Source organism: Rhodoferax ferrireducens (genome assembly GCF_003347515.1).
GTDB lineage: Bacteria > Pseudomonadota > Gammaproteobacteria > Burkholderiales > Burkholderiaceae_C > Rhodoferax.
Genome location: NZ_QEII01000324.1, coordinates 106,978 through 130,819 on the forward strand (window position 1 = coordinate 106,978; position 23,842 = coordinate 130,819).

The 23,842-nt window shown below is 62.3% G+C and carries 19 protein-coding genes; 10 read left to right on the forward strand and 9 right to left on the reverse strand.

Annotated features, from left to right (window positions below; all coding sequences use genetic code 11):
• Positions 1-8 precede the first annotated feature (8 nt).
• Both metG and C5P05_RS31115 read right to left on the reverse strand, forming a co-directional pair.
• Positions 9-2,093, reverse strand: coding sequence for a methionine--tRNA ligase (metG, locus tag C5P05_RS31110; RefSeq protein WP_114973743.1), 2,085 nt, complete (start codon positions 2,091-2,093; stop codon positions 9-11).
• Positions 2,094-2,143: 50 nt separating this feature from the next.
• Positions 2,144-4,582: a diguanylate cyclase domain-containing protein gene (locus C5P05_RS31115; protein WP_114973744.1), complete on the reverse strand. Its 2,439-nt coding sequence runs from the start codon at positions 4,580-4,582 to the stop codon at positions 2,144-2,146.
• 337 nt (positions 4,583-4,919) lie between these two features.
• Between C5P05_RS31115 and C5P05_RS31120 the strand changes: the two genes are divergently transcribed.
• Positions 4,920-6,509 carry a methyl-accepting chemotaxis protein gene (locus C5P05_RS31120; protein WP_114973745.1) on the forward strand — a complete coding sequence of 530 codons (1,590 nt, stop codon included), beginning with the start codon at positions 4,920-4,922 and terminating at the stop codon, positions 6,507-6,509.
• Positions 6,510-6,514: 5 nt separating this feature from the next.
• Here the strand turns inward: C5P05_RS31120 and C5P05_RS31125 are convergent, their stop codons facing one another.
• Positions 6,515-7,165 carry an FMN-dependent NADH-azoreductase gene (locus C5P05_RS31125; RefSeq protein WP_114973746.1) on the reverse strand — a complete coding sequence of 217 codons (651 nt, stop codon included), beginning with the start codon at positions 7,163-7,165 and terminating at the stop codon, positions 6,515-6,517.
• A gap of 114 nt (positions 7,166-7,279) precedes the next feature.
• Between C5P05_RS31125 and C5P05_RS31130 the strand changes: the two genes are divergently transcribed.
• Positions 7,280-8,212, forward strand: a complete 933-nt coding sequence (locus C5P05_RS31130; protein ID WP_114973747.1) for a LysR substrate-binding domain-containing protein — start codon at positions 7,280-7,282, stop codon at positions 8,210-8,212.
• Positions 8,213-8,226: 14 nt separating this feature from the next.
• On the opposite strand, the gene C5P05_RS31135 is transcribed toward C5P05_RS31130, so the two are convergent.
• A complete protein-coding gene (locus C5P05_RS31135; RefSeq protein ID WP_114973748.1) occupies positions 8,227-9,522 on the reverse strand; it encodes a patatin-like phospholipase family protein in 1,296 nt (431 codons plus the stop codon).
• 140 nt (positions 9,523-9,662) lie between these two features.
• Here C5P05_RS31135 and apbC point away from each other — a divergent pair, with 140 nt between their 5' ends.
• The 3 genes from apbC to fdhF are packed head-to-tail and all read left to right on the forward strand — an operon-like array spanning position 9,663 to position 15,431.
• A complete protein-coding gene (apbC, locus tag C5P05_RS31140; RefSeq protein WP_114973749.1) occupies positions 9,663-10,754 on the forward strand; it encodes an iron-sulfur cluster carrier protein ApbC in 1,092 nt (363 codons plus the stop codon).
• 45 nt (positions 10,755-10,799) lie between these two features.
• Positions 10,800-12,566, forward strand: coding sequence for an NADH-ubiquinone oxidoreductase-F iron-sulfur binding region domain-containing protein (locus C5P05_RS31145; RefSeq protein WP_232834743.1), 1,767 nt, complete (start codon positions 10,800-10,802; stop codon positions 12,564-12,566).
• Positions 12,567-15,431, forward strand: coding sequence for a formate dehydrogenase subunit alpha (fdhF, locus tag C5P05_RS31150; protein WP_114973751.1), 2,865 nt, complete (start codon positions 12,567-12,569; stop codon positions 15,429-15,431). It begins immediately after the preceding gene.
• Here fdhF and C5P05_RS33950 read toward each other — a convergent pair.
• From C5P05_RS33950 to C5P05_RS31170, 5 genes are read right to left on the reverse strand one after another with little or no spacing between them, the layout of a single operon-like run.
• Positions 15,367-15,660, reverse strand: coding sequence for a hypothetical protein (locus C5P05_RS33950; RefSeq protein ID WP_157979497.1), 294 nt, complete (start codon positions 15,658-15,660; stop codon positions 15,367-15,369). The two genes, fdhF and C5P05_RS33950, sit on opposite strands and share 65 nt — an antisense overlap.
• A 57-nt stretch (positions 15,661-15,717) precedes the next feature.
• Positions 15,718-16,170 carry a chromate resistance protein ChrB domain-containing protein gene (locus C5P05_RS31155; protein ID WP_114973752.1) on the reverse strand — a complete coding sequence of 151 codons (453 nt, stop codon included), beginning with the start codon at positions 16,168-16,170 and terminating at the stop codon, positions 15,718-15,720.
• Positions 16,167-17,081, reverse strand: coding sequence for a Fe-Mn family superoxide dismutase (locus C5P05_RS31160; protein WP_114973753.1), 915 nt, complete (start codon positions 17,079-17,081; stop codon positions 16,167-16,169). Before C5P05_RS31160 ends, C5P05_RS31155 begins: the two co-directional genes overlap by 4 nt.
• A gap of 10 nt (positions 17,082-17,091) precedes the next feature.
• A complete protein-coding gene (gene chrA / locus C5P05_RS31165; RefSeq protein ID WP_114973754.1) occupies positions 17,092-18,447 on the reverse strand; it encodes a chromate efflux transporter in 1,356 nt (451 codons plus the stop codon).
• Positions 18,444-19,388: a chromate resistance protein ChrB domain-containing protein gene (locus tag C5P05_RS31170; protein ID WP_157979498.1), complete on the reverse strand. Its 945-nt coding sequence runs from the start codon at positions 19,386-19,388 to the stop codon at positions 18,444-18,446. Before C5P05_RS31170 ends, chrA begins: the two co-directional genes overlap by 4 nt.
• Before the next feature lie 174 nt (positions 19,389-19,562).
• Between C5P05_RS31170 and C5P05_RS31175 the strand changes: the two genes are divergently transcribed.
• The 5 genes from C5P05_RS31175 to C5P05_RS31195 all read left to right on the forward strand — a co-directional run bounded on the left by C5P05_RS31175 (position 19,563) and on the right by C5P05_RS31195 (position 23,831).
• The gene (locus C5P05_RS31175; protein ID WP_114973756.1) at positions 19,563-20,120 is read left to right on the forward strand and encodes a DUF3305 domain-containing protein; all 558 of its coding nucleotides are present in this window, start codon (positions 19,563-19,565) and stop codon (positions 20,118-20,120) included.
• Positions 20,113-20,763, forward strand: coding sequence for a DUF3306 domain-containing protein (locus C5P05_RS31180; protein WP_114973757.1), 651 nt, complete (start codon positions 20,113-20,115; stop codon positions 20,761-20,763). The genes C5P05_RS31175 and C5P05_RS31180 overlap by 8 nt, the downstream gene beginning before the upstream one ends.
• Positions 20,690-22,828 (forward strand): 4Fe-4S binding protein, encoded by a 2,139-nt coding sequence (locus C5P05_RS31185; protein ID WP_198674924.1) that lies wholly within the window; start codon positions 20,690-20,692, stop codon positions 22,826-22,828. The genes C5P05_RS31180 and C5P05_RS31185 overlap by 74 nt, the downstream gene beginning before the upstream one ends.
• Positions 22,829-22,833: 5 nt before the next feature.
• Positions 22,834-23,454, forward strand: coding sequence for a TorD/DmsD family molecular chaperone (locus C5P05_RS31190; RefSeq protein ID WP_420130796.1), 621 nt, complete (start codon positions 22,834-22,836; stop codon positions 23,452-23,454).
• Positions 23,455-23,627: 173 nt separating this feature from the next.
• The gene (locus tag C5P05_RS31195) at positions 23,628-23,831 is read left to right on the forward strand and encodes a formate dehydrogenase (protein WP_114973760.1); all 204 of its coding nucleotides are present in this window, start codon (positions 23,628-23,630) and stop codon (positions 23,829-23,831) included.
• The last annotated feature ends 11 nt before the right edge of the window (positions 23,832-23,842 follow it).

The following is a 23,842-nucleotide window of genomic DNA, read 5'->3' on the forward strand; positions in this document are numbered from 1 at the left end:
GGCGGGCGTTAATGCACCCGCATGCCTGCCTGCGCGCCGGCTGACGGCTCCAGCACATAAATGCCGGGATGGGCTTTTTCATCCGCGTGGCTGGCCGCCAGCACCATGCCTTCGCTGACGCCGAACTTCATCTTGCGCGGCGCTAGATTGGCCACCATCACGGTGAGTTTGCCGACCAGGTCTTCCGGCTTGTAGGCGCTGGCAATGCCGCTGAAGACATTGCGCATCTTGCCTTCTCCCACATCCAGTGTCAGGCGCAAGAGTTTGGTGGAGCCTTCCACCGGTTCGCAATTCACGATTTTGGCAATGCGCAAATCGATCTTGGCGAAGTCGTCGATGCTGATTGCGGGGGCGATCTCTTCGCCGCCAGGTACGATTGCTATTGATTCAGGAGCTGCTTGCGCAGATTCCACGAGGGCTGGAGGCTCAAACAATGCATCAAGTTGTTCGGGGGTGACACGTTGCATCAGGTGGTGGTAGGGCGCGATTCGCTCCACGGTTCCCGTGACGAACCATTTGTCCATTGGCAAGCCAAGGAACCGCTGTACGAAGCCTGAGACATTGGGGAGTACAGGCGCCAGGTAGCGTGTGAGGATGGCAAAACAGTTTATTAGCACGGAGCATGCATCGTGCAGTTGGTCTACCGCATCGGCCTTTTTAGCAAGGTCCCATGGTTTCACCACATCGGTGTAGCTATTGACGGCATCGGCCAGCAGCATCACCTCGCGCATCGCTTTGCCGTACTCACGTTGTTCGTAAAACGCCGCAATGGTGTCACGGGCCTCTCGAAGTCTGAGGATGAGTGTTTCGCCCTCTGCGCTGAAATGGGTTGCGACATTGCCGTCAAAGCGCTTGGTCAGGAAGCCGGCGGCACGGCTGGCAATGTTCACGTACTTGCCAATCAAGTCCGAGTTCACCCGCGCCATGAAGTCATCGGCGTTGAAGTCAATGTCCTCGTTGCGTGCCGACAGCTTGGCCGCCAGGTAGTAGCGCAGCCACTCGGCATTCATGCCCAGGCTCAGGTACTTGAGCGGGTCCAGTCCGGTGCCGCGGCTCTTGCTCATCTTCTCGCCGTTGTTCACGGTCAAAAAGCCGTGCACAAACACGTTGTCGGGCGTCTTGCGGCCGCTGAAGTGCAGCATGGCGGGCCAGAACAGGGTGTGGAAGGTAACGATGTCCTTGCCGATGAAGTGGTACTGCTCCAGTGCCGGGTTGGCCATATAGGCATCGTAGCTTTCGCCCCGCTTGTCCAGCAAGTTTTTCAAGGAAGCCAGGTAGCCCACGGGCGCGTCCAGCCACACATAGAAGTACTTGCCCGGCGCGTCGGGGATTTCGATGCCGAAGTAGGGCGCGTCTCTGGAGATATCCCAGTCGCCCAGGCCTTCGCTCTTGGAGCCGTCCGCGTTGGTGCGCACCGAGAACCATTCCTTGATCTTGTTGGCCACTTCGGGCTGCAATTTTCCGTCCTGCGTCCACTTCTCCAGAAACGCCACGCAGCGCGGGTCGGACAGCTTGAAGAAGAAGTGCTCGGAGTTCTTGAGTTCAGGCTTGGCGCCGGAGAGGACCGAGAACGGGTTGATCAGGTCGGTGGGCGCATACACCGCGCCGCACACCTCGCAGTTGTCACCGTACTGGTCCTTGGTGTGGCACTTGGGGCATTCGCCCTTGATATAGCGATCAGGCAGGAACATGTTCTTCTCGGGGTCGAAGAACTGCTCGATGGTGCGCACCTCAATGAGGCTGCCGTCGGCACGGTCACGCAGGTCGCGGTAGATCTGGCGGGCCAGCTCGTGGTTTTCGGGCGCATCGGTGCTGTGCCAGTTGTCAAAGCTGATGTGAAAGCCGTCCAGGTAGGGCTTGCGGCCAGCGGCAATGTCGGCCACAAACTGCTGCGGCGTCTTGCCGGCCTTCTCGGCGGCAATCATGATGGGCGCGCCGTGGGTGTCGTCCGCACCCACGAAGTTCACCAAATGGCCCTGCATCCTTTGATACCGCACCCAGATATCGGCCTGGATGTACTCCATGATGTGGCCGATGTGGAAATTGCCATTGGCGTAGGGCAGAGCGGTGGTGACGAAAAGTTTGCGTGACATGGGTGCGTGAGCTTTCTGGATATAAACCGATTTTAGTCACCCCCACCTGTTCACTCTGCAGGCAGACCGTCTGGTTTGGACCTCGTTGCCGTCATTCCAGCAGCCGAGTCGTGAAAGCGAACCCGGTTGCGCCCTTCGTCCTTGGCCCGGTACATCGCCGTGTCCGCCCACTTGAGGATGTCGTCCTGGCTCGCTTCATGGTTGAAAAACAGGACCACGCCGATGCTGGCAGTGCATTGGTGTTCGACCCGGGTCGCGGCCTTGCTATCGTGGCCGATGGTCAGCAGGTAGGGCTCGGCCAAGGCGATGCGAATTTTCTCGGCGATGTGGCGGGCTTGTGAGGCCGATTCGGTTTTGTCCGAGCTCAAATTGCTCAGCATCACCACAAACTCATCGCCGCCAAAGCGCGCCACGGTGTCCACGTCGCGCACACAAGCCTGCAAGCGCCTTGCCGCCTCAATCAACAGTAAATCCCCCACCAGGTGTCCGTGCGTGTCGTTTAGCGATTTGAAGTTGTCCAGATCAAGCACCATCACGGCGCCATAACAGGCCGTGCGCTTGCTGGTCGCCATGGATTGGCGCAGCCGGTCATTGAGCAGGCGGCGGTTGGGCAGTTGGGTGAGGGGGTCATAAAACGCCAGTTTCAGCACCTGGTCTTCCATCTGTTTGCGTTCAGTGATGTCAGAGAACAAGGCCACATACTGCCGGGTATGGCCCTGGTCATCGCGCACGGCGCTGATGGTTTGCATCTCGGCGTACACCTCGCCTGTCTTGCGCCGGTTCCAGATTTCGCCATACCAGTGGCCTTTGTCGAGCAGGCCGGCCCACATGGCGGCGTAGTAATCTTTGCCCTGACGGCCGGAGCTCAAGATGCGCGGGTTGTGACCGGTGACTTCGTCCTGCCTGTAGCCGGTGATGCGACAGAAGGCCTCGTTGACGTCGATGATGGTGCCGTCAGCGCTGGTAATCATGATGCCTTCGTGGGCATGGGTGAAGACGCTGGCGTCGAGTTGGAGCTTTTCTTCGGCCAGTCTGCGCGCCGTGATGTCAACAATGACGCCGATGAGGCCGCGGTCGGCACCGTTGGCATCATAAAAACGTTTGCCCGTCAGGTGGCCCCAGAACTGGGTCTGGTCGGGGCGCCAATAGAGTCGGTCCACATCAACCGAGGGCACTTCGCTGCTCAGCAACGCCCGCATATTGAGGCGTCCGCTCTCGCGCTCGGCCGGATGCAGCAGGGCCACGTATTCACCACCCTGCAGGGTGTCCAGGGAGCATCTGAACATTTCCGCCATGCGCTTGTTGGCTTGCGTGATGCGCCCGTCCATGTCCACCAGAAAGATGGCGACGCTGGATGTATCCAGAATCTGCTTGAGCAAGGCCTCGCGCTCATTGAGGGTGTTGAGCAGCCGGTTGAAACTGCCGATCAGTTCGCCGATTTCATCTTCCCGGGTGACGGGCAAGGGCTGCACCGGCTGCTTGGTCTCCGACAGGGTGGCCAGTGTTGTCGCCGCCGCCAGCATGGGTGACAGCTGACGCCGCAGCATCCATGAGATCAGCCACCAGGTCAGGCCACCCGCCAGCACGGTGAGCAAGACGGTTGCCAGCAACATGCGTTGCTGCATGGCGCGAATCGGGGCAAAGACCTCATCGGTGTTCACCACCAGCCCCATGAACCAGCCTGCCACCGGAATGCCCTTGACCGCCGTGAGTTCCTCTATGCCGCGCGAACTGACGGACACACCATGGCCTTCATGGCCCTGCATGTAGCGGTCAAACAAGGGGTTCACGCCGGTCGCGGGGGTCGGCTGCATGGTGCGGGTCTTGTCGGTGGCGGTCACAAACAGCTGGTGCTGCGGCGCGGTCAGCAAATAGCCGCCGGTCTTGCCATAGTGTTTTTCCGTGATCCTGTCGAGAAAATTGGGTTTGCCCAGGTTGATTACGCCAAACAAGGCGCCGATGACCCGGCCCTGCGCATCGTGAATGGGCCTTGCCATGCCCAAAACCGGCGCGTGCAGCGTCCTGCCAATGACCGGCCGCCCGATCATCGCTTTGTCCTGCTTGAGCGCGGCGGCCACGCTGTCGACGTCCATGTAATTGACGCCAAGGCGTTGCCCCGGGCTTGGTGTTTCTGCCATGGCCGTGCCATCAAGGCGCAGGGCGAGGACGCCGCCATTGAACAAGCTCTGGAAAATTGGACGTTGTTCCAGAAGTGCCTGAAGGGCATTCGCATCGCCCAGCATGGCCGGCGTGATTTCGCCGGCAATTTTGGCCAGCGCCTGAAGCCGGTTGTCCAGTTCGGCATTGACCTGTTCGGCGACCAGAGAAACGGTGGAGAATTGCTGCTCACCCAGAAGGACCTGCATGTCCCCGCGCAGCATGCGGCTGGCGTAGAGCGCCAGCGACCAGATGCTGATCAGGAAAACGGCCAGCGTGAACAGCGTCACCCTTGTCTTGAGTGAGTGCCAGTTAAGGAAGTTGAAATGCATGCAAACCCTGTCCTGGCCCGTGACCTTGCTATAGAAGTGTCAGGGATGTTACATGCAAGAGCACCGTTTCACGGGTCGTGGATCGTGGGATCAGGTCTCGGCGTGTCTTGGGTCGTCCAAACCGCACATTTTTGTTGAAATGTCCCGGGTAACTACTGAGTTCTCAACGGTGTTCAGTCAGGGTTTTCTATTCAGCCGTGGGCGAAAATGGTGGCGATGCTTGAGCAAAGCCGGCATCCAAAGTTTTGCCCAAGACCAAACAAAGCGTCAATTACGGATTTTTGATCCGTCAACCCATTGACCTGCTTCAAAGCGGTGGGCAATTTTTGGAGCGCAAATGCGAAACTTGGGATTTTTTTCGACGATTCGCGCCAAGCTGCTGATGATCACTGCAGGTGGCACGATCCTGGTGTTGCTGGCGGCGGGCACCGGGCTCTATCTGGAATGGCGTGCCATTCAGTCGCTGGCGACCGAAGTGGCAGCGCTGGAGGCGGACCGGGCCCGACTGTCCGACGCCCGGGTTGCGTACTCTGACCAGCAGCGGGAGTGGAAGGACGCGATCGTGTTCGGACGCCTGGCCGATTCTTCCGAAGAGCACTGGGCGAACTTTCAGCGCAACGAAAAGACCGTTCAGGACACGATGAATGCCGTGCTTGCGCGCGCTGCGGATGACCCCGTGCGCAGCGCAATCAACGCTTTTTTGCAGCAGCACGCCGAACTCGGCAAACGCGCCAGGACGCTGCGCAGCCTGTACATGCAGTATTTCGACATGGACGGCACCATGTCGTCGGCGCGCGGCATGGATGTCGATCCGGGCAAAAAGCTGGCCGCCATCGTGGCCGACCTTGAAAAGGTGATTGACGCCCGTCGAGACGAGATACTTGCCACGGCACCGCGAGCGGTCATGGCCAGCATCGCCCTGATGGCCGGCGCCTGCTCCATCGCATTCCTGTCATTTTTGTGGCTGCTGCGCGGCCATGTTTCGCGTCCGCTGCGCGAAATGGGCCAGGCCGTGACCGCGGTCGCCAACGGCGACCTTACCCGGCCTTTTCACGCCACCCATCCTGACGAGATCGGTGCCCTCATTGGCGAAGTCGAAAACATGCGCCGGAAGTTCCTGGAAATGCTCGGTGCCATCCGCAACTCGACCGACTCGATCACTAGCTCCAGTGCGGGCCTGTCATCGGGTAACCTGGATTTGAGCGCTCGCACAGAACAAGCGGCGTCGAGCCTGAAGCTGACCGCCGCGTCCATGGCACAACTCACCGGCACCCTGAAACAATCGGCGGACGCCGCGCACAGTGCCAGTCAACTCGCCACCACCGCCGAGGCCGCCCAGCGCGGCGGTGCCGTGGTCGCCGATGTCGTCACCACGATGGAAGCGATCAACGGCTCGTCCCGCAAGATCGCCGACATCACCGGCGTCATCGACAGCATTGCGTTCCAGACCAATATCCTGGCCTTGAATGCGGCGGTGGAAGCGGCCCGTGCCGGCGAACAGGGGCGTGGATTTGCCGTGGTCGCGGCCGAAGTGCGCACGCTGGCGCAGCGCGCCGCTGCCGCCGCCAAGGACATCAAGGGCCTGATTGGCGACTCGGTGGAAAAGGTCAAGGCCGGTACCCACCTGGTCGGCCATGCCGGCTCCACCATGGATGAGGTGGTCACCAGCATTCAGCGTGTCAGCAGCATCATTGCGGAGATTGCGGCCGCCGGTCTGGCGCAGCAGACCGGCATCGAACAGGTCAATCAGGCCATGGGCCAGATGGACCACGTCACCCAGCAGAATGCGGCCATGGTGGGGGACGCAGCCAGCGCGGCGAACTCGCTGCAGACGCAGGCGCAGGCCCTTGCTGCAGCCGTCAGCGTGTTCAAGGTGCGCCACGCGGAAGCAGCGCAGCCCACGCAAACCTTGCTGGGACCTGCCTAGGCGGCTTATGCGGCCAGCGTGCTGCGGTCCTGATTGGCGGCAACCTGGGTCGCGGCGTGCGTCTCGACAGCAGCGCCAGCGAGTGCTTCGGCCTTCTTTTCGTCCCCCATCGCCACACCTTCGGCGCGCACAAAACGCACATCGGTGATGCCCAGAAAACCGAACACGGTTTGCAGATAGCTCTCCTGGTGTTCCATGGCGCGGCCGGCTTCGCTATTGGAATAGAAGCCGCCCCGGGTGATGGCGACGATCACGGTCTTGCCGCCGGCCAGGCCTTTGGGGCCTTTGTCGGTGTAGGTGAAAGTGCGCCCGGCCTGGGCGATGCGGTCGATCCAGGCCTTGAGCTGGCTGGGGACGCTGAAGTTGTACAGCGGTGCGCCCACCACGATCACGTCAGCGGCCAGGAACTGGCTGACCAGGGCTTCCGACACGGCGTTTTCGCGACGCTGGCCGTCCGTCAGGCTCTCCGCCTGCGGTGGCAACCGAAAGCCCAGGGATTCAGCGGACAGGTGGCTGGGCGTGTCCTGGGCCAGGTCCAGGTAGTCCACGACCGTACCGGGATGGTTCGCGCGCCATTGTTCCACGGCGTTTTGGGTGAGTTGGCGGGAAACCGAGTTGCCGCCCATGATGCTGGAGTCGATATGCAGGAGTTTCATGGTGAATTCTTCCGGGGTAGTTAACGATGGAGTAATTGTGCGGATGAATCGAATGTTTGATAAGTTGGCAAAAATGCGATAGATTGTCCTGTCAGTAGAACAATGGAGTCGTCAATGCAAGACCTGAATGACATGCTGTACTTTGCCGAGGTGGTGGATCGCGGTGGCTTTGCGGCGGCGGGTCGCTCTTTGGGGCTGCCCAAATCCAGACTGTCGCGTCGCGTGGCCGAACTGGAGGCGCGCTTGGGCGTGCGCCTGTTGCAGCGCACCACACGCAAGCTCTCGTTGACTGAGGTGGGGGAGGTGTACCACCGCCACTGCGTGGCCATGCGCGAAGACGCCGAGGCCGCCGCCGAGGCGGTGGAGCAGGCGCAGACCGAACCGCGCGGCACCATTCGCGTGGCTTGCCCGGTGACCCTGGCGCAGAGCACCGTGGGGCCCATCATGGCTTTGTTTCTGGCGCGTTATCCGCTGGTGAAGATGGATATGCGGGTCAACAATCGCGTCGTTGATCTGGTGGAGGAAGGCGTCGATGTGGCCTTGCGCGTGCGTCCTACGCTGGACGACAGCGGCAGCCTGGTGGTCAAGAACCTGGGCCTGACGCAAACATTTCTGGTTGCCAGCCCCGCGCAGCTCCAGCGCCAGGGCCAGCCGGTGTCGCCGGACGACCTCACGCGCCTGGACACGGTCAGCATGTCGGCCATCGACGGCCGAGCCAGCTGGCCGTTGGTGGGGCCGGGTGGCGCGAGCCATGTGCTGGTGCACCAGCCGCGCTACGTGGCAGACGATTTGCTGACCCTGAAGTTCGCCGTGGTGTGCGGCACCGGCATGTGCATCCTGCCCGACTACATGTGTGCCGAGGAAATGCAGGATGGGCGCCTGGTCTCGGCGCTGCCGGGCTGGGCGCCGCGTCCCGGCGTGTTCCATGCTGTCTATCCCTCGCGCCGGGGCATGGTGCCGGCGGTGCGCCGTTTTCTGGATTTTCTGGCGGAATACACCAATGGCGAAGGCTTGCCGCGTGCGCCGCAGGGCGGGGCGCACGGCTGAGCACTTGCTCGCGTCTAGGGCAAGCGCAGCGGATCGCGGCGGCGTTCGATCATGGGTTGGTCGCCGGCTTGGGCCTCGCGCGTGGCCGGTTGGGGCGCCGCCCAGCCAAAAAAAGCACAGACCTCGCTTTGTTGCTTTTGCGCATCGGCATAGCCCAGCGCCATCAGCTCCTGGGTGAAGCGACGCTCAAACAGCAGGTAGCTGGCCAGCGCCGCACCTTTGACGTCGGCTTTGTCTGACGAGACGCCTACGCCGCCGAGCATGGTGCGCACGGCCGGCGGCAGATCGCCCACATGGCGGGCGGCAATGGCGTCCAGCCGCTGCGAGGGCGAGATCACCAGCAGCTCCACCGGTCGCAGGGCACTGCCACTGCGCGCCTCGGGGGGTACGAGGGACAGGGTCTGGTTGATGCGGCGCACCCGCTCCACGTCCACCGCCAGGGAATCGAGAAAAATGCTGGACAAAGCGTGTCCGGCAATCTGCGCCAGCGAGGGATAGCTGCTGTTGTTGTGCAGATGGGCCTCGCTCTTGGGTTCGTGCACGCGCCCGGCGCCCACCACCATGATGCGGCTTGCGCCCAAGTGAATAGCGGGAGAAATGGGTGCCGACTGGCGCATGGAACCATCGCCAAAATACTCGGTCTGTCCGTCGATCTGCAGGGGTGCCGCCGGAAACACGAAGGGAATCGCCGACGACGCCAGCAGGTGCGCATGCGTGATGTGGTCCCGCACCGAGCGGCGCGCCGAGCGCACCCAGGGCGTCAGCCCCGCATGACCTTCGAAAAAAGTGAAGTGGTCCCCCGAGCTGTAGCTGGAGGCTGTGACCGCCAGCGCCTGAACATGCCCGAGTCTGATCAATTCAGGCAAGCGCTCCAGGGGCACCATGCTGGCCAGCAGTTCCTCCAGCGGGGCGTTGTCCAGCAGGGAGCGTGGTTTCACGCGTCGCCATTTGGCCAGCAGCCAGCCCAGCGACAGCAAGGTCATCCAGCGGGCGCCGGAGCGCAACATGCTCAGGGAGTCGGCGCGGTAGACCTGATGTGCCTCGAAGTTTTTCCAGACATCGACGATGCGACGCACGGTGCCATCGAAATCATCTGCGCCACAGGCCAGGGCCGCAGCATTGATGGCGCCGGCCGAGGTGCCGGTGATGATGGGAAACGGGTTGGGCTGGGCGAATGCGCCGGCCTCTTTTCGCATGTCGGCAATGGCCTCCAGCACGCCGACCTGATAGGCTGCGCGCGCGCCGCCACCCGTCAGCAACAGCCCGGTGGTCGGTGTCGTGAGGGGCGCGGGGATCAAAGCATTCGGCATCGAAACATTATCAACGTGGGCGGGGAGGGCCAGAGCGCCAAAACGCAACGCAGCCCTGCTTTCACGGGTAAACCCCAATTCTCCTACGCTGACAAGGTCAGACTGGTCTTCGCTAGACTAGCGGCTTCAAGGAGAAATCAATGGCCGTGACCGAACAGACGCTGATGGACGCACTCAAGAGTGTGATCGACCCCAATACCGGACGGGACTTTGTGTCCTCCAAGTCCATCAAGAACTTGACCCTCACCGACGGTGACGTGGCGTTCGACGTGGAGCTGGGCTACCCCGCCAAGAGCCAGATCCCCGGCTTTCGCAAAGCCCTGATTGCCGCTGCCAAAGAGGTGGCCGGGGTCGACAACGTGTCGGTCAACGTCAACATGAAAATCGTGCCGCACTCGGTGCAGCGCGGCGTGCAGTTGTTGCCCAAGGTGAAAAACATTGTGGCGGTGGCGTCCGGCAAGGGCGGCGTGGGCAAGAGCACGACGGCCGTGAATCTGGCGCTGGCGCTGGCCGCCGAGGGCGCCAGTGTCGGCCTGCTCGATGCCGACATCTACGGACCCAGCGTGCCCATGATGATGGGCATCACCGGCAAGCCCGAGAGTGAAGACGGGCAGACCATGGAGCCGCTGGAAAATTATGGCGTGCAGGTCATGTCCATCGGTTTCCTGGTGGCGCAGGACGAAGCCATGATCTGGCGCGGCCCCATGGCGACCCAGGCGCTGGAGCAGCTGCTGCGCCAGACCAACTGGCGCGATCTCGACTATCTGATCGTCGACATGCCGCCCGGCACCGGCGACATTCAGCTGACCCTGTCACAACGCGTGCCCATGACCGGCGCCATTGTGGTGACCACGCCGCAGGACATCGCGCTGTTGGACGCCAAAAAAGGCATCAAGATGTTCGAGAAAGTCGGCGTGCCGATTCTGGGTATCGTGGAAAACATGGCGGTCCATGTGTGCAGCAATTGCGGCCATGTGGAACATATATTTGGCGCCGACGGCGGCAAAAAAATGGCGGCCGACTACAGCATGGATTATTTGGGCGCCTTGCCGCTGGACATGCAGATCCGGCTGCAGGCCGACAATGGCAAGCCCACGGTGGTGTCCGACCCCGATGGCGAAGTGGCCGCCATTTACAAGGCCGTGGCGCGCAAGGTGGCGGTGTCGATTGCGGCGAAAAACAAGGATTTCTCATCCAAGTTTCCGTCCATCAAAATCTCGAAAGACACCTGAACAGGGGCCTTGCCATTCTCCAGTGACTTGCTAAGCTCCACCTCCATGGACCCTGTCACTTTGCCCCTCGTTGAAGCCGGCATGGTGGTGCTTGCGACGCCGGAGCAGCTGCGCCGGTCAGCCCGGCGTGTCTCGCAGCTCAAAGGCCGGCAGGTGGACGACGCGGCGCTGCAGGAACTGCGCGCCCTGCTGGGTGCGCCGCCGCCCGGCGGACACCGACGAGATTTGCTGATCGAGCATTTGCACCTGCTCAACGACCACTACCACGGCCTGTTCGAGCGCCACCTGGTGGCGCTGGCCAGCGACATGAAATTGTCCATGGCCGAGGTCTACGAGGTGGCCAGTTTTTACCACCACTTCGAGGTGATGCGCGATGGCCAGATCCCCCCCGCTCTGACGGTGCGGGTGTGCGACAGCCTGAGTTGCGCGATGGCCGGCTCGGCCGAGCTGATGGCCCGCCTGCCCGCTTTACTAGGCGATGCCGTGCGCGTGGTGGCTGCACCCTGTCTGGGCCGCTGCGAACAGGCGCCGGCCGTGCTGGTGGGCCAAAGGGCGGTGCCGCATGCGGATGTGCCTTCGGTGCTGCTGGCTGCTAACGAGGTCTTGAAATTTGAGCCAAATAAGGCTCTAGCCCCCGTTCAATATGCGCAGGTAGCTACTGATTTTATAGCGTTTCAGGCTTACCGCCAGCAGGGCGGCTACGCGCTGGCCGCGGCCGTGGTGAATGGAGAGGAACCGGCTGAGGGCGTGATCCGCGCCATGGAAGACTCGGGCCTGCGCGGTCTGGGTGGTGCGGGATTTCCGGCCGGGCGCAAATGGCGCATCGTGCGTGAGCAGCCGGCGCCGCGGGTGATGGCGGTGAACATCGACGAAGGCGAGCCCGGCACTTTCAAGGACCGTACCTACCTGGAGCGCGACCCGCACCGCTTTCTGGAAGGCATGCTGATTGCGGCCCAGGTCACCGGGACCGAGGCCTGCTACATCTACCTGCGCGACGAATACCACGACGCGCGCCGGATGCTGACGCGCGAACTTGAGGCCTTGCAGGCCGACCCACCATGTCCGCTGCCCTACATCGAATTGCGCCGGGGCGCTGGCGCCTATATCTGCGGCGAAGAGTCCGCCATGATCGAGAGCATTGAAGGCAAACGGGGCGAGCCGCGTTTGCGCCCGCCCTATCTGGCGCAGGTTGGCCTGTTTGGCCAACCGACGCTGCAGCACAACTTCGAGACCCTTTACTGGGTGCGCAACATTGTTGAAAACGGCCCGCAGTGGTTTGGTGACTTTGGCCGGCGTGGCCGCCGAGGGCTGCGCTCGTTCAGCGTCAGCGGGCGGGTCAAGTTGCCGGGCGTCAAGTTGGCGCCTGCCGGCATCAGCGTGCAGGAGTTGATTGACGAATATTGCGGCGGCATGCTGGACGGGCACACGCTCTATGCCTATCTGCCGGGCGGCGCTTCCGGTGGCATCCTGCCGGCCAGCCTCAACCACCTTCCTCTGGACTTTGACACGCTGCAGGACCATGGCTGCTTTATCGGCTCGGCGGCGGTGATCGTGCTCAGCCAGTTCGACCGGGCGCGCGATGCCGCCCTGAACATGATGCGGTTTTTTGCGGCCGAGAGTTGCGGCCAGTGCACGCCGTGTCGCGTCGGCACCGCCAAGGCCGCCAAGCTGATGGAAGCGGCCGTGTGGGACAAGGCCACGCTGGAAGACCTGAACGTGGTCATGACGGACGCCTCCATCTGCGGCCTGGGGCAGGCGGCGCCGAACCCGGTGCGCTGCGTGCAGAAATATTTTCCGCAGGAGGTGGCTTGAATGAAGGTGCCTGTCATGCCGGTACAAGCCACGCGCGCAATAGTTGAATTTAAGCTCGACCAGCAAACTGTTCAGGCGTTTGAGGGGGAGAGCATTCTTAAAGCCGCGCAGCGCCATGGCGTCGATATTCCGCACCTCTGTTTCAAGGATGGCCTGCGGGCCGACGGCAACTGCCGCGCCTGCGTCGTCGAGATCAAGGGTGAACGCACACTGGCGCCGAGTTGCTGCCGAACCGTGGCGGCGGGTATGGAGGTGCAGGCCAACAGCGACCGCGCGTTGAAAAGCCAGAAGATGGTGCTCGAGATGCTGCTGTCGGACCTGCCGGATGTCGGCTACAAGTGGAACGAACAGGACGAGTCGCAGCAGCACGGTGAACTCAGTGATTGGGCATCCCGTCTGGGTGTCACGGTGCGTCCCGAACTCAAAGCCCTGCGCCGCGCACAACCCCCAGCTGATGCCTCGCATCCGGCCATGCTGGTCAACCTCGACGCCTGCATCCAGTGCACCCGCTGTGTGCGGGCCTGTCGCGAAGCGCAGGTGAACGATGTCATCGGCTACGCCCATCGCGGCGCCCACAGCGAGATCGTGTTTGACCTCAAGGTTCTGATGGGTGACAGCACCTGCGTCGCCTGCGGCGAATGTGTGCAGGCCTGCCCGACAGGCGCCCTGATGCCAAAGACGTTAATCGGCTCGCAGGTGGTGGATAAAAGCGTGGACTCGGTCTGCCCCTTCTGCGGTGTCGGCTGCCTGCTGACTTACAAGGTTCGGGACAACAAAATTGTCGCGGTTGACGGCCGCGACGGGCCGGCCAACCACGGCCGCCTGTGCGTCAAAGGCCGTTTTGGTTTCGACTATGCACATCACCCACACCGGCTCACACAGCCGCTGATCCGGCGTGCCGACGTGCCCAAGGATATGACCGTGACGCGCGACCCGGCGGACTGGGCCAGTGTGTTTCGCGAAGCCACTTGGGACGAGGCGCTGGCGCTGGCCGGTGGCGCGCTCAAACAGCTGCGCGACAGCTTCGGCGCGAAGTCGCTGGCCGGTTTTGGCTCGGCCAAGGGCAGCAACGAAGAGGCCTATCTGTTCCAGAAACTGGTGCGTACCGGCTTCGGCTCCAACAACGTGGACCACTGCACACGCCTGTGCCACGCCTCCAGCGTGGCGGCGCTGCTCGAAGGCGTGGGTTCGGGTGCCGTGAGCAACCAGGTGAGTGATGTGGAGCACGCCGAGCTGATTCTGGTGATTGGCTCCAACACTGCGGGCAACCACCCGGTCGCCGCCACCTGGATGAAAAACGCGGCCAAGCGCGGCCTGAAGATTGTCACGGCGGACCCGCGTGGCACGGACATGGACAAACACGCGTGGCGGACGCTGCAGTTCAAGGCCGACACCGACGTGGCGCTGATCAACGCCATGATCCACACGGTCATCGAAGAGGCTCTCACCGACCCCGCCTTCATCGCCGCGCGCGTGGCCAATTTTGAGGCGCTGCGCGAGGATGTGCTGGCCTTCAGCCCGGAGGCCATGGCGCCGGTCTGCGGCGTCCCGGCCGCCGCCATCCGCGAGGTGGCGCGCGCCTACGCCAAGGCCAAAGCGGCGATGATCTTCTGGGGCATGGGCATCAGCCAGCATGTGCACGGCACCGACAACGTGCGCAGCTTGATCGCGCTGTGCATGGTGACCGGCCAGATTGGCAAGCCCGGCTCCGGCCTTCATCCGCTGCGCGGCCAGAACAATGTGCAGGGCGCGAGTGATGCCGGCTTGATTCCCATGATGTACCCCAACTACCAGCGCGTCACCGACAAGACTGCGCATGACTGGTTTGAAAATTTTTGGGACACAAAACTCGACGACCAGCCCGGTTACACCGTCGTCGAAATCATGCACAAGGCGCTCGCACCCGAGAGCGACCCGCACAAGGTGCGTGGCATGTACATCATGGGCGAGAACCCGGCCATGAGCGACCCGGATCTGAACCACGCGCGCCATGCTTTGGCCTCGCTCACGCATCTGGTAGTGCAGGATATTTTCATGACCGAGACCGCGTGGCTGGCCGATGTCGTGCTGCCCGCCACCGCCTGGCCCGAGAAAACCGGCACGGTCAGCAACACTGACCGCATGGTGCAACTGGGCCGGCAGGCCATCGACCCGCCAGGCAACGCCAAACCTGACCTCTGGATCATTCAGCAGATCGCCCAGCGCATGGGTTTGATCTGGAACTACCGCGGTGAGCACAGCGGCGTGGCTTCCGTTTATGAAGAAATGCGCCAGGCCATGCACGCGGCCATCGGCGGCATCAGCTGGGACCGGCTGCAGCGCGAGGGCAGTGTGACTTACCCCTGTTTGAGTGCCGACGACCCGGGGCAGCCGACCGTGTTCACCGACCACTTTCCCACGTCCGACGGTCGTGCCTATCTGGTGCCGACCACGCTGATCCCGGCCGATGAAAAACCGGATGCGGACTATCCACTGGTGCTGATCACCGGACGGCAACTGGAACACTGGCACACCGGCAGCATGACGCGGCGCTCGCAGGTGCTGGATGCGCTGGAGCCCGTCGCCACCGCCTCGGTCAATGGCCGTGAACTGGCGCGTCTGGGCGTGGAGGCGGGTGCGATGGTCAGTTTGCGTTCGCGCCGCGGCGCCGTGACGGTGTGTTTGCGCCGCGATGACGGCACGCCTGATGGCACCGTGTTCATGCCTTTTGCCTACCGCGAGGCAGCGGCCAATTTGCTGACCAACGCCGCGCTCGATCCGTTCGCCAAAATTCCGGAATTCAAATATTGTGCGGTGTGCATCACGCCGGCAGGTCGGGAACCCGGCCCGTCACGCGGAAGTGAGCTTGCTCCAGCTCGACAATAAGTTCGTCGACCTGGGCCATGAACTGTTCGCGGCTGGCATGCGGAATATTGTTGATTATTTCCACTGAATGCTTGGCCAGCTCTTGCTCCCCCGCCATGCGAGCCCAACGCCGAACTTCGCAATAGGCCAGCAAGGCAAGCCGACCCAGGTCGCCATTTCTGCGCGCGAACTGCAGGTCTCCAAGGAGGTCCTCCAATCCAAGCTGTAGGGATACATCAGATGCACTCATGTTGCAGTGCAGCATTACTCTCATGACTTACTTCAAACTTACAAGAAAGCCGGGTCCTTACATCTTGGGAGGCCAATTGTGAGCCTCACCCTGGCAGTCTTTGCACCATGCATAGAGCGCGTCATACATCACCAGGCCGTGCTTGAGCATCTCATGGTCATCACTGAAATTTTGGGATAGACCCAGCGATAGCGCGTAAAGACCAGCCGACTGTGGCGTCAGCTCAAGCCGTGAGGTGTCCGCGCCGCGAACAATGAGCGCCAATTGCTGCAACGCCGGCTCGCGCAGATCGTATTTCAAGAGGAATGCATCGAAGCTGCACAAGTCCCCGACGTGCGTCATTTCAACGCCAGGGATGTCGTAGGGCACGGCGCCCGTCTGCCTGGCCATTTCCAGTACCCGGCTTGCGGGAACGTACAAAAATTCCGGCGCGTCGTCGATGAAGCGGCTGATGAGCCAGGGGCAGGCAATGCGGTCAATCTTGGGCCGCTCGCGCGTGATCCATTTCATGATGTAACTCCTTTAGGTTCGACGGCACGGCCGGCGGCTTGCCAACCATCGAGGCCACCGCGCAGATAGCGCGCACGCAGGCCCGCCGCGCGCAATCTCATGGCCGTGGCCCGCCCGACTTCGTGCCCGTAGACACAGTAGACGACGATCTCGCGGTCGGCTGGCAAGGTGCCGGCCCAACTGTCCACAGTGGCAGGGTCCTGCCAGTGGGCGCCGGCGAGCCGCGTTGTCGCCTCCTCGAACACGCCTGCACGACGCACGTCGAGCACCAGGGCGCTGGCGACCTCGTCCTGCGTCGCGCCATAGGGCTCACTGGCCCCGTGCACGGCTGACTGATAACGTTCATAGACCGCGTCCCACTGGATGTTCTCCATGAAGGCGTCGACGTAGCTGCCCGCCGCTGCGCCAAAGTCCATGTGGTACGCGTGCTCGTACATGTCCAGCGCCAGCAGGGGCACCCCACCCGCCAGCGCATGCGTGTGGTCAGCCGCCCACTGGTTCACGAGCGAGCCGTCCCGTGGCTGGAATACCAGCAGCACCCAGCCCGAGCCGCCGCCCAAGGCCTTGCCCATGGCGATGAATTCTTCGCGCCAGCGCTCCACGCTGCCGAAACTGGCTTGCAGCGCCAAGGCCATGGCTGGCGCCATGGTGCGGCCGTCGTCACCGAGGCTGCCGAAATACAGCTCGTGCAGCAGCATGGAGTTGGTGGCCATGAGCTCTTCGCGTTTGAGTCCGTTGAGCATGAAGCCGGGCGCAGCGGATGGCGACAGCCCCGTCAGCTGGGTGCGAATGGCGTTGAGCCGTTTGACGGCGCCACCGTAGTTGTTCTGGTGATGGCTGCGCAGTAGTTTTTCGGACAGACCACTCAATGCAGCAGGGTCAAAAGGCAAGTCTTGAATACGATTTTCCATGTGCATCTCCTCAGGTTAAAACGGGCGGCAGAAATGTCAGGGCCAAGCCGGCCAGGCCGGAGGCCAAGACGACGGGAATGACCCCGACCTTGAAACGAAACAAGGCCACGGCCGCGCACACGCCAATGAGCGCGGACATCCATTCAAAATGACCAGACAGACCCTGAGGCCAAAGCACGTGGTAGGCGAAGAACACCGCCAGGTTCACGATGACGCCGACGACGGCCGCCGTGATGCCACTGAGCGGCGCCGTGAATTTCAGCTTGCCGTGCGTGGACTCGATAAAGGGCGCGCCCAGAAAGATGAAGAGGAAGGAGGGCAGGAAGGTGAAGAAGGTCACCACCGTGGCCGCGATGGCGCCTGACAGCAAGAGCGCGTCCGGGCCAAAAATGGCCTTGGTCCAGCCGCCCACAAAACCCACGAACGAGACCACCATGATGAGCGGGCCGGGGGTGGTTTCGCCCAGGGCCAAGCCATCAATCATCTGCGGCGCCGTCAACCACTGGTAGTGTTCGACCCCGCCCTGAAACACGTACGGCAACACGGCATAGGCGCCGCCAAAGGTCATCAGCGCCGCCTTGGTGAAGAACCAGCCCATCTGTGTCAGGACAGAATCCCATCCATAGGCCGCAGTCAAAGCACCGATGCCGGCCAGCCACAGGGCCAGGCATACGGCGAGTACCCGGCTGAAGCGCCGCCAGCTGAACAGGGCATGCTCCGGCGTCGGGGTGTGGTCGTCAATGAGGGCTGGGCCAAGTGACTTGACTGCCTTGCCGTGACCACCGCTTGCCGTGAACTTGGCCGGCGCAAATCGGCCACCCAGGTAGCCGACGATGCCGGCGGCCAGCACAATCAGAGGGAAGGGCACTTGCAAGGCGAAGATGGCCAGAAATGCGGCCACCGCGATACCCCCTAGCCAGCCATTCTTCAAAGACCGGGAGCCCACCCGGTAGGCCGCGTGCGCCACCAGGGCGGTGACCGCCGGCTTGATGCCATAGAACACGCCCGCAATGGCGGGTACGCTGCCATAAGCCATGTAGACCCACGACAGACCGATGAGAATGAACAGCGAGGGCAGCACGAACAGCACGCCGGCGACGATGCCGCCCCAGGTCCGGTGCATCAGCCATCCGATATAGATGGCCAATTGCTGGGCTTCGGGGCCAGGCAGCAGCATGCAGTAATTCAAGGCATGCAGAAAGCGGTTCTCGGATATCCAGCGTTTTCGCTCAACCAGGTCCTCGTGCATGATGGCGATCTGCCCGGCGGGGCCACCAAAGCTGATGAAGCCCAGTTTGAGCCAGTAGTAAAAAGCTTCGCCGAAGCTCAGTCTTTGAGGTGTATCTGTGAGGGTGTTCGAGTTCATGGGCGTACCTTCAGGGCGGTATACAGGGCGTCAAAAATGGAGAGCGAGGCAGAGAGCAAGGCGTCGTCCTTGTCGTGCTGCGCCTGGAGTCCCCGCACGAGGGTCTCGACGCCGGCGGCTTCGTCAACGGGGATGCCGCCGATGTCGATGTAATGCACCAATTCACCCAGGCGCTGGAGTCCGACATCGGCCTCCAGGCTAAACGTGTGCGCCAGGACTTCAAACGTCACCTTGTCGCCCACGTGGGTGAATCTGGCGTCGTCGAAATCGAAACCCAGCGCAGCTTTCGGACACTTTTTCGGGTCTCTCAGCCAAATAAACTTCGGTGATTTGTCGATGAAGCGCTGGATCAACCAGGCACTGGCGAGGCGGTCGACCCACGGACGTTGGCGCGTGGCCCAGGTTCGGCCCTGGAATTCTTCAAGGGCCTGGCGCTGGATAGCCTCGGCACGCGGGATGGGCTCGCCCGGTGACAAATGCCGCTCGATTTCGCCGCGCAAGGCGGTCAACGCAGCGCTGGCCTTGTCGCGGGCCTGGTCGGGGAAAAAGTCACTGGCCTGGACGGCATGAAGTTGCTGTTCGAGCCCGCGCAAGACCTTGTGAAGCTCGGCTTCGCTGGCCTTTTTGATGCGGCTGCGGGTTTCCTTGATGGACTGAAGCAGCTCGGTGTAGAGCTCAGTGCGGTCGAATAGCCCGCGAAAATTCTTCTCCTGAACGTCGTCGCGCGCCGTGACGACGAGCATGTGGGCGTCAACGCCGCTCTCCTGAATAAGCCGCTCAATATCCCACAGCGCCTGTGCCGTGGGTGCGCTGGAGGGAAGCAGGTAAACCCCCTCGCGCAGCGTTCCGGCGCCCGTCGTTTTAAGTGCCCGCCACACCCGCACACGCAGCGCGCTGGGATGGGTCGGAAGGGTTGCCGTCAGTACAAGCCAGGTGTTCATGTAGCAAATATCGCAAAATGTGATGAACGATACAATAGCATGGCCAAGGCACTTTTGCAAATCCAAATTGCGTCTGTGCTTGCTTTCGCCATGGGGCGTGAACAGGAAGAGCCCACGGTCATCTCCGTGGGTCCGCAACGCGTGTAAAGACATGGGAGTAGAGTATGAAGACATATGCCCAACATTCGTCCCTCTATTGAAGTTGCCGTGGTGATGCGGCGCGAACGCATCACCGGCCCTGCCAGCCGCTGGCAGACGTGGCGCTGGGTGCTGGCGGAGGTGGTGCCGCACGAAGCCGGCTTTGGCGCCGCGCCGCGCCTTCTTTATAAAAATGATAGCGAGGAGCGCTGGCTGCACCCGGGCTATAAGGTCGAATTGTTCAAGGATGATGCCGAAGGCTACTACCTCAACGTCACCACGCAGGCACCTTGCTGGTTCGTGTTGTGGCGCATGGAGGACGAGGCCGGTGTTGCGGAGGAACCCATTGCCAAACCCGTGATGGTGAGCTTGAGCTATTACGACGCGGGTCGCTGGCTGGATGCACAGGAAACGGTGGAGCAAGTGCCTGCGCCAGCGTCGGTCGTGGAATGGCTGCAGGCCTTTGTGGATGAACACCATGTGCCGGAGCCCAAGCGCCGCAAGCGGCCGGAGAGTTTTCGTTCCCTGACTGATCGCTTTGGCAATCCCGCGTCGATCAGCACCGAAAAGAAGACCGGCGGTGCTCATGGCTGACGGTTTTCTGGATCGCTGGTCGCAGCGCAAGCAGGCGGTGCGCGAAGGCAAGGTGCCGGACGAGCCGCCCGCAACGCCAGTAACGCCGGTTGCCGGGGCTTTGCCCGCCCTTGTTCCGGCACAGGCGGCATCGACTGACGCGCCGCAGACGGCACCGGCATCGCCGGCGCCAGCACCTCCCCCGCCATCGCTGGACGACGTGCAGCGCCTCACGCCCGAGTCCGACTTCGCCCCTTTTGTGGCGCGTGATGTTGCGCCCGAGGTCCGCAACGCCGCCATGAAGAAACTGTTTGCCGATCCTCACTACCAGGTCATGGACGGTCTGGACACCTATATTGACGACTACGCCAAGCCGGACCCGCTGCCCGAATCCATGCTGCGTCAGATGGCCAGCGCCAAGTTTCTCAAGCTGTTCGAGGAGGAGGGCGAGGACGAGCACAAGGTAGGGACCGGGCTAGGGGATGATGCCGATAGCCCGCCGGCCGAATCCATGGCAGAGTCTGCGCAAGCGCCACAAACCGGCGCTGTTCCCCTGACCGAGAACCTTTCCCAAGAGCCGGGCCCAGACCATGACCACACTGATTTGCGATTGCAACCAAACCATGCCGCTGGACCCCCGGAGCCTGGGCGCAGCGCTGAATGAAAACCTGACACTGCACTCCACCTTGTGCCGGCGCGAGGCCGGTGCTTTTCTGGCGGCCGTCAAGACGGGTGAGGAATTGGTAGTTGCCTGCACCCAGGAAAAACGCCTGTTCACCGAACTGGCCGAACAGGCCGCCGGGGCCGGGCGCGGGGCAACAACGTATGCGCCGATCCGCTTCGTGAACATCCGCGAAACCGGGGGCTGGAGCAGGGATGCCAGCCAGGCCAGCCCCAAGATGGCGGCCCTCCTGGCCGCCGCCCATCTGCCTGAACCGGAACCGGTCGCCACCGTCACGTACAAGAGTGCAGGGCGCCTGCTGATCATCGGCGAACTGGGCGCTGCCGAGCATGCCGCCGAATTGCTGGGCGAGGAGCTTGACATCACGCTGTTCACGCAAGGTGCGGGCGATACCCTGGGCTTTGGCGGCGCCATGCAGGAGCGGCGCTACCCGGTGCTCGGTGGCCAGATCCAGTCTTTGACCGGCTGGCTGGGCGCCTTCGAGCTCCAGTGGCTGCGCAGCAACCCGATTGATCTGGATCTGTGCACGCGCTGCAACGCCTGTCTGGCGGCCTGTCCCGAAAATGCCATCGGCCTGGACTATCAAATTGACTTGAATGCCTGCCAATCGCACCGTGCCTGCGTCACGGCGTGCCAGGTCGCGGGCGCGATTGATTTCAGTCGCGAACCCGAGGCCTTGAGCGAAACCTTTGATCTGGTTCTGGATTTGCGCGCCACGCCAGCGTTCACCCAGCATGCCCTGCCGCAAGGCTACCTGCGCTGGGACGGCCGCGATCCCAAACCGCTGATGCAGCTGCGCGGCCTGGTCGGCGAGTTTGAAAAGCCCAGGTTCTTTGTCTACAAACAAAAACTCTGCGCCCACAGCCGCAACGAAAAAACCGGCTGCACCGCCTGCATCGACGTCTGCTCGGCGTCTGCCATCAGCAGCGAGCGCAGTCGCCAGCAAATCAAAGTCAATCCCCATCTGTGCGTGGGCTGCGGCACCTGCACCACGGTCTGCCCCAGTGGCGCCCTGACTTATGCCTATCCGCGCGCCAGTGACCAGGGTGTCAGGCTCAAGACCCTGCTGGGTACCTATGCGCGCAGCGGCGGCAACCATGCGGCCCTGCTGCTGCACAGCCAGGACGGGGGCACGCGCTTGCTGGGCGATCTGGGTCGTCTGGCCCAATTGGACCGTGGCACGCATGGCAATTTTCACGAGGGCACGCATGGCGTGCCGGCGCGTGTGCTGCCCGTTGCGCTCTGGCATACCTCCTCGCTTGGGCTGGAGGTCTGGCTGACGGCCATCGCTTATGGCGCCTCGCAGGTCTGGGTGCTGATGACCGACGAGGAAGCGCCGCAGTACCTGGACGCCATTCGCAGCCAGATGGCGGTGGCGCAAGCCATTCTGACGGGGCTGGGCTACCAGGGTGAACATTTCCGCGTGCTGCAGGCCCGGGATGCGCGTGACCTCGCTTCGCTGGACCGCGAGTTGCAGGCCGCGCCCGCCCAGTGTGTCAGTCGCCCTGCAGGGTTCGCCGTGCAGTCCGACAAGCGGGCCACGCTGGAACTGGCGCTGGATCATTTGATGGCGCACGCGCCGGTAAAAACCGATGTCATTGCGCTGCCGGTTACGGGTTCGCCGCTGGGCGCGCTGGCCATCGACAAGGACAGCTGTACCCTGTGCCTGAGCTGCGTCAACGCCTGCCCGGCCAGTGCCCTGCAGGACAACCAGGACGCGCCGCAGCTCAAGTTCATCGAGAAGAATTGTGTGCAGTGCGGCCTGTGCGTCACCACCTGTCCGGAGAAATCGCTGTCTCTGGTGCCGCAGCTGAACCTGTCACCCCTGCGCAAAGAGGCCGTCGTGATCAACGAGATGAAGCCTTACGCCTGTGTGCGCTGCAGCAAACCTTTCGGCACCCTCAAGGCGATCGAGGCCATGCTGGGCAAGCTCAGCGGTCACAGCATGTTCCAGGGCGCGGCACTGGAGCGCCTGAAAATGTGCGGCGACTGCCGGGTCATTGATATTTACTCGGCCCAGAACGAAATCAAAATCACGGACCTCTGAACATGATGTCAACGCCCGAACTGGCGCCAAGCAGCGCGCTCGACGAAGAAACCGCACGATCCGAGCTCTATGGGCTTCTAGCCCTCTTGTACTATGCGCAACCAGCTACTGAATTAATAGCAAAATTGCGCATCGCCGCGACCGATGCGCCTGCCGCCGGCGCTTTTCTGGAGGAGCCCTGGCGCGCGCTGGTGGGTCAGGCGCGCGCCATGACGGATGAAGCCATTCAAAGCGAATACGAGACCTTGTTTGGCGGCATTGGCAAGCCCGAGGTGTATCTCTATGGCTCGCATTTCCTGAGCGGCTTCCTCAACGAGAAGCCGCTGGCCCGGCTGCGCACCGAGCTGGCCCAACTCGGTCTGGCGCGCGACGAGGGCATGTCCGAGACCGAAGACCACTTTGCCTATTTGTGCGAGGTCATGCGCTATTTGATCGCCGGTGAGGACGTGGCTGTGGCCAACCTCACGCGTCAGCAGGCGTTCTTTGCCACCCACATTCAGCCCTGGGTGTTGATGATGTGCGACGACCTGCAGAAACACCCCAAGGCCCGCTTCTATGCTGCGCTGGCCGAGCTCACGCGCGCGTTTATGGGCGTTGAGGCGCAGGGTTTTGACATGCTGGACTGACGCGAGTGATTGCGCTGATGCGGATGGTTAAGTGCTATTTTTTTTGCAGCGAGTTCACGTTTACCCTAGGCCGATACGGCAATTCTCTTGAGAAGAATCATTGTGGGTTGAGCGATTGATCTTTACACTATGTAACAACTTGCATAGCAGCCAGCATTCCCTGGGAGACAACCATGTCGAATAGCCAGCCTCAAGCCTCGCGGCGAGGATTCTTCCTGTCGGCCACCGTGGCAGGCGCGGCCGTCGCGTCGGCTACTCTGCTCAAGACCGAGGCGCCTTTGGTGGTGACCGAGGTGAGCAAGCCTTTGCCAGAAAAAGGCGGCGGCTACTCCTTGAGCGATCACGTCAAGCAGTACTACAAGACGACGCGCGTCTGACTCAGGAGAGC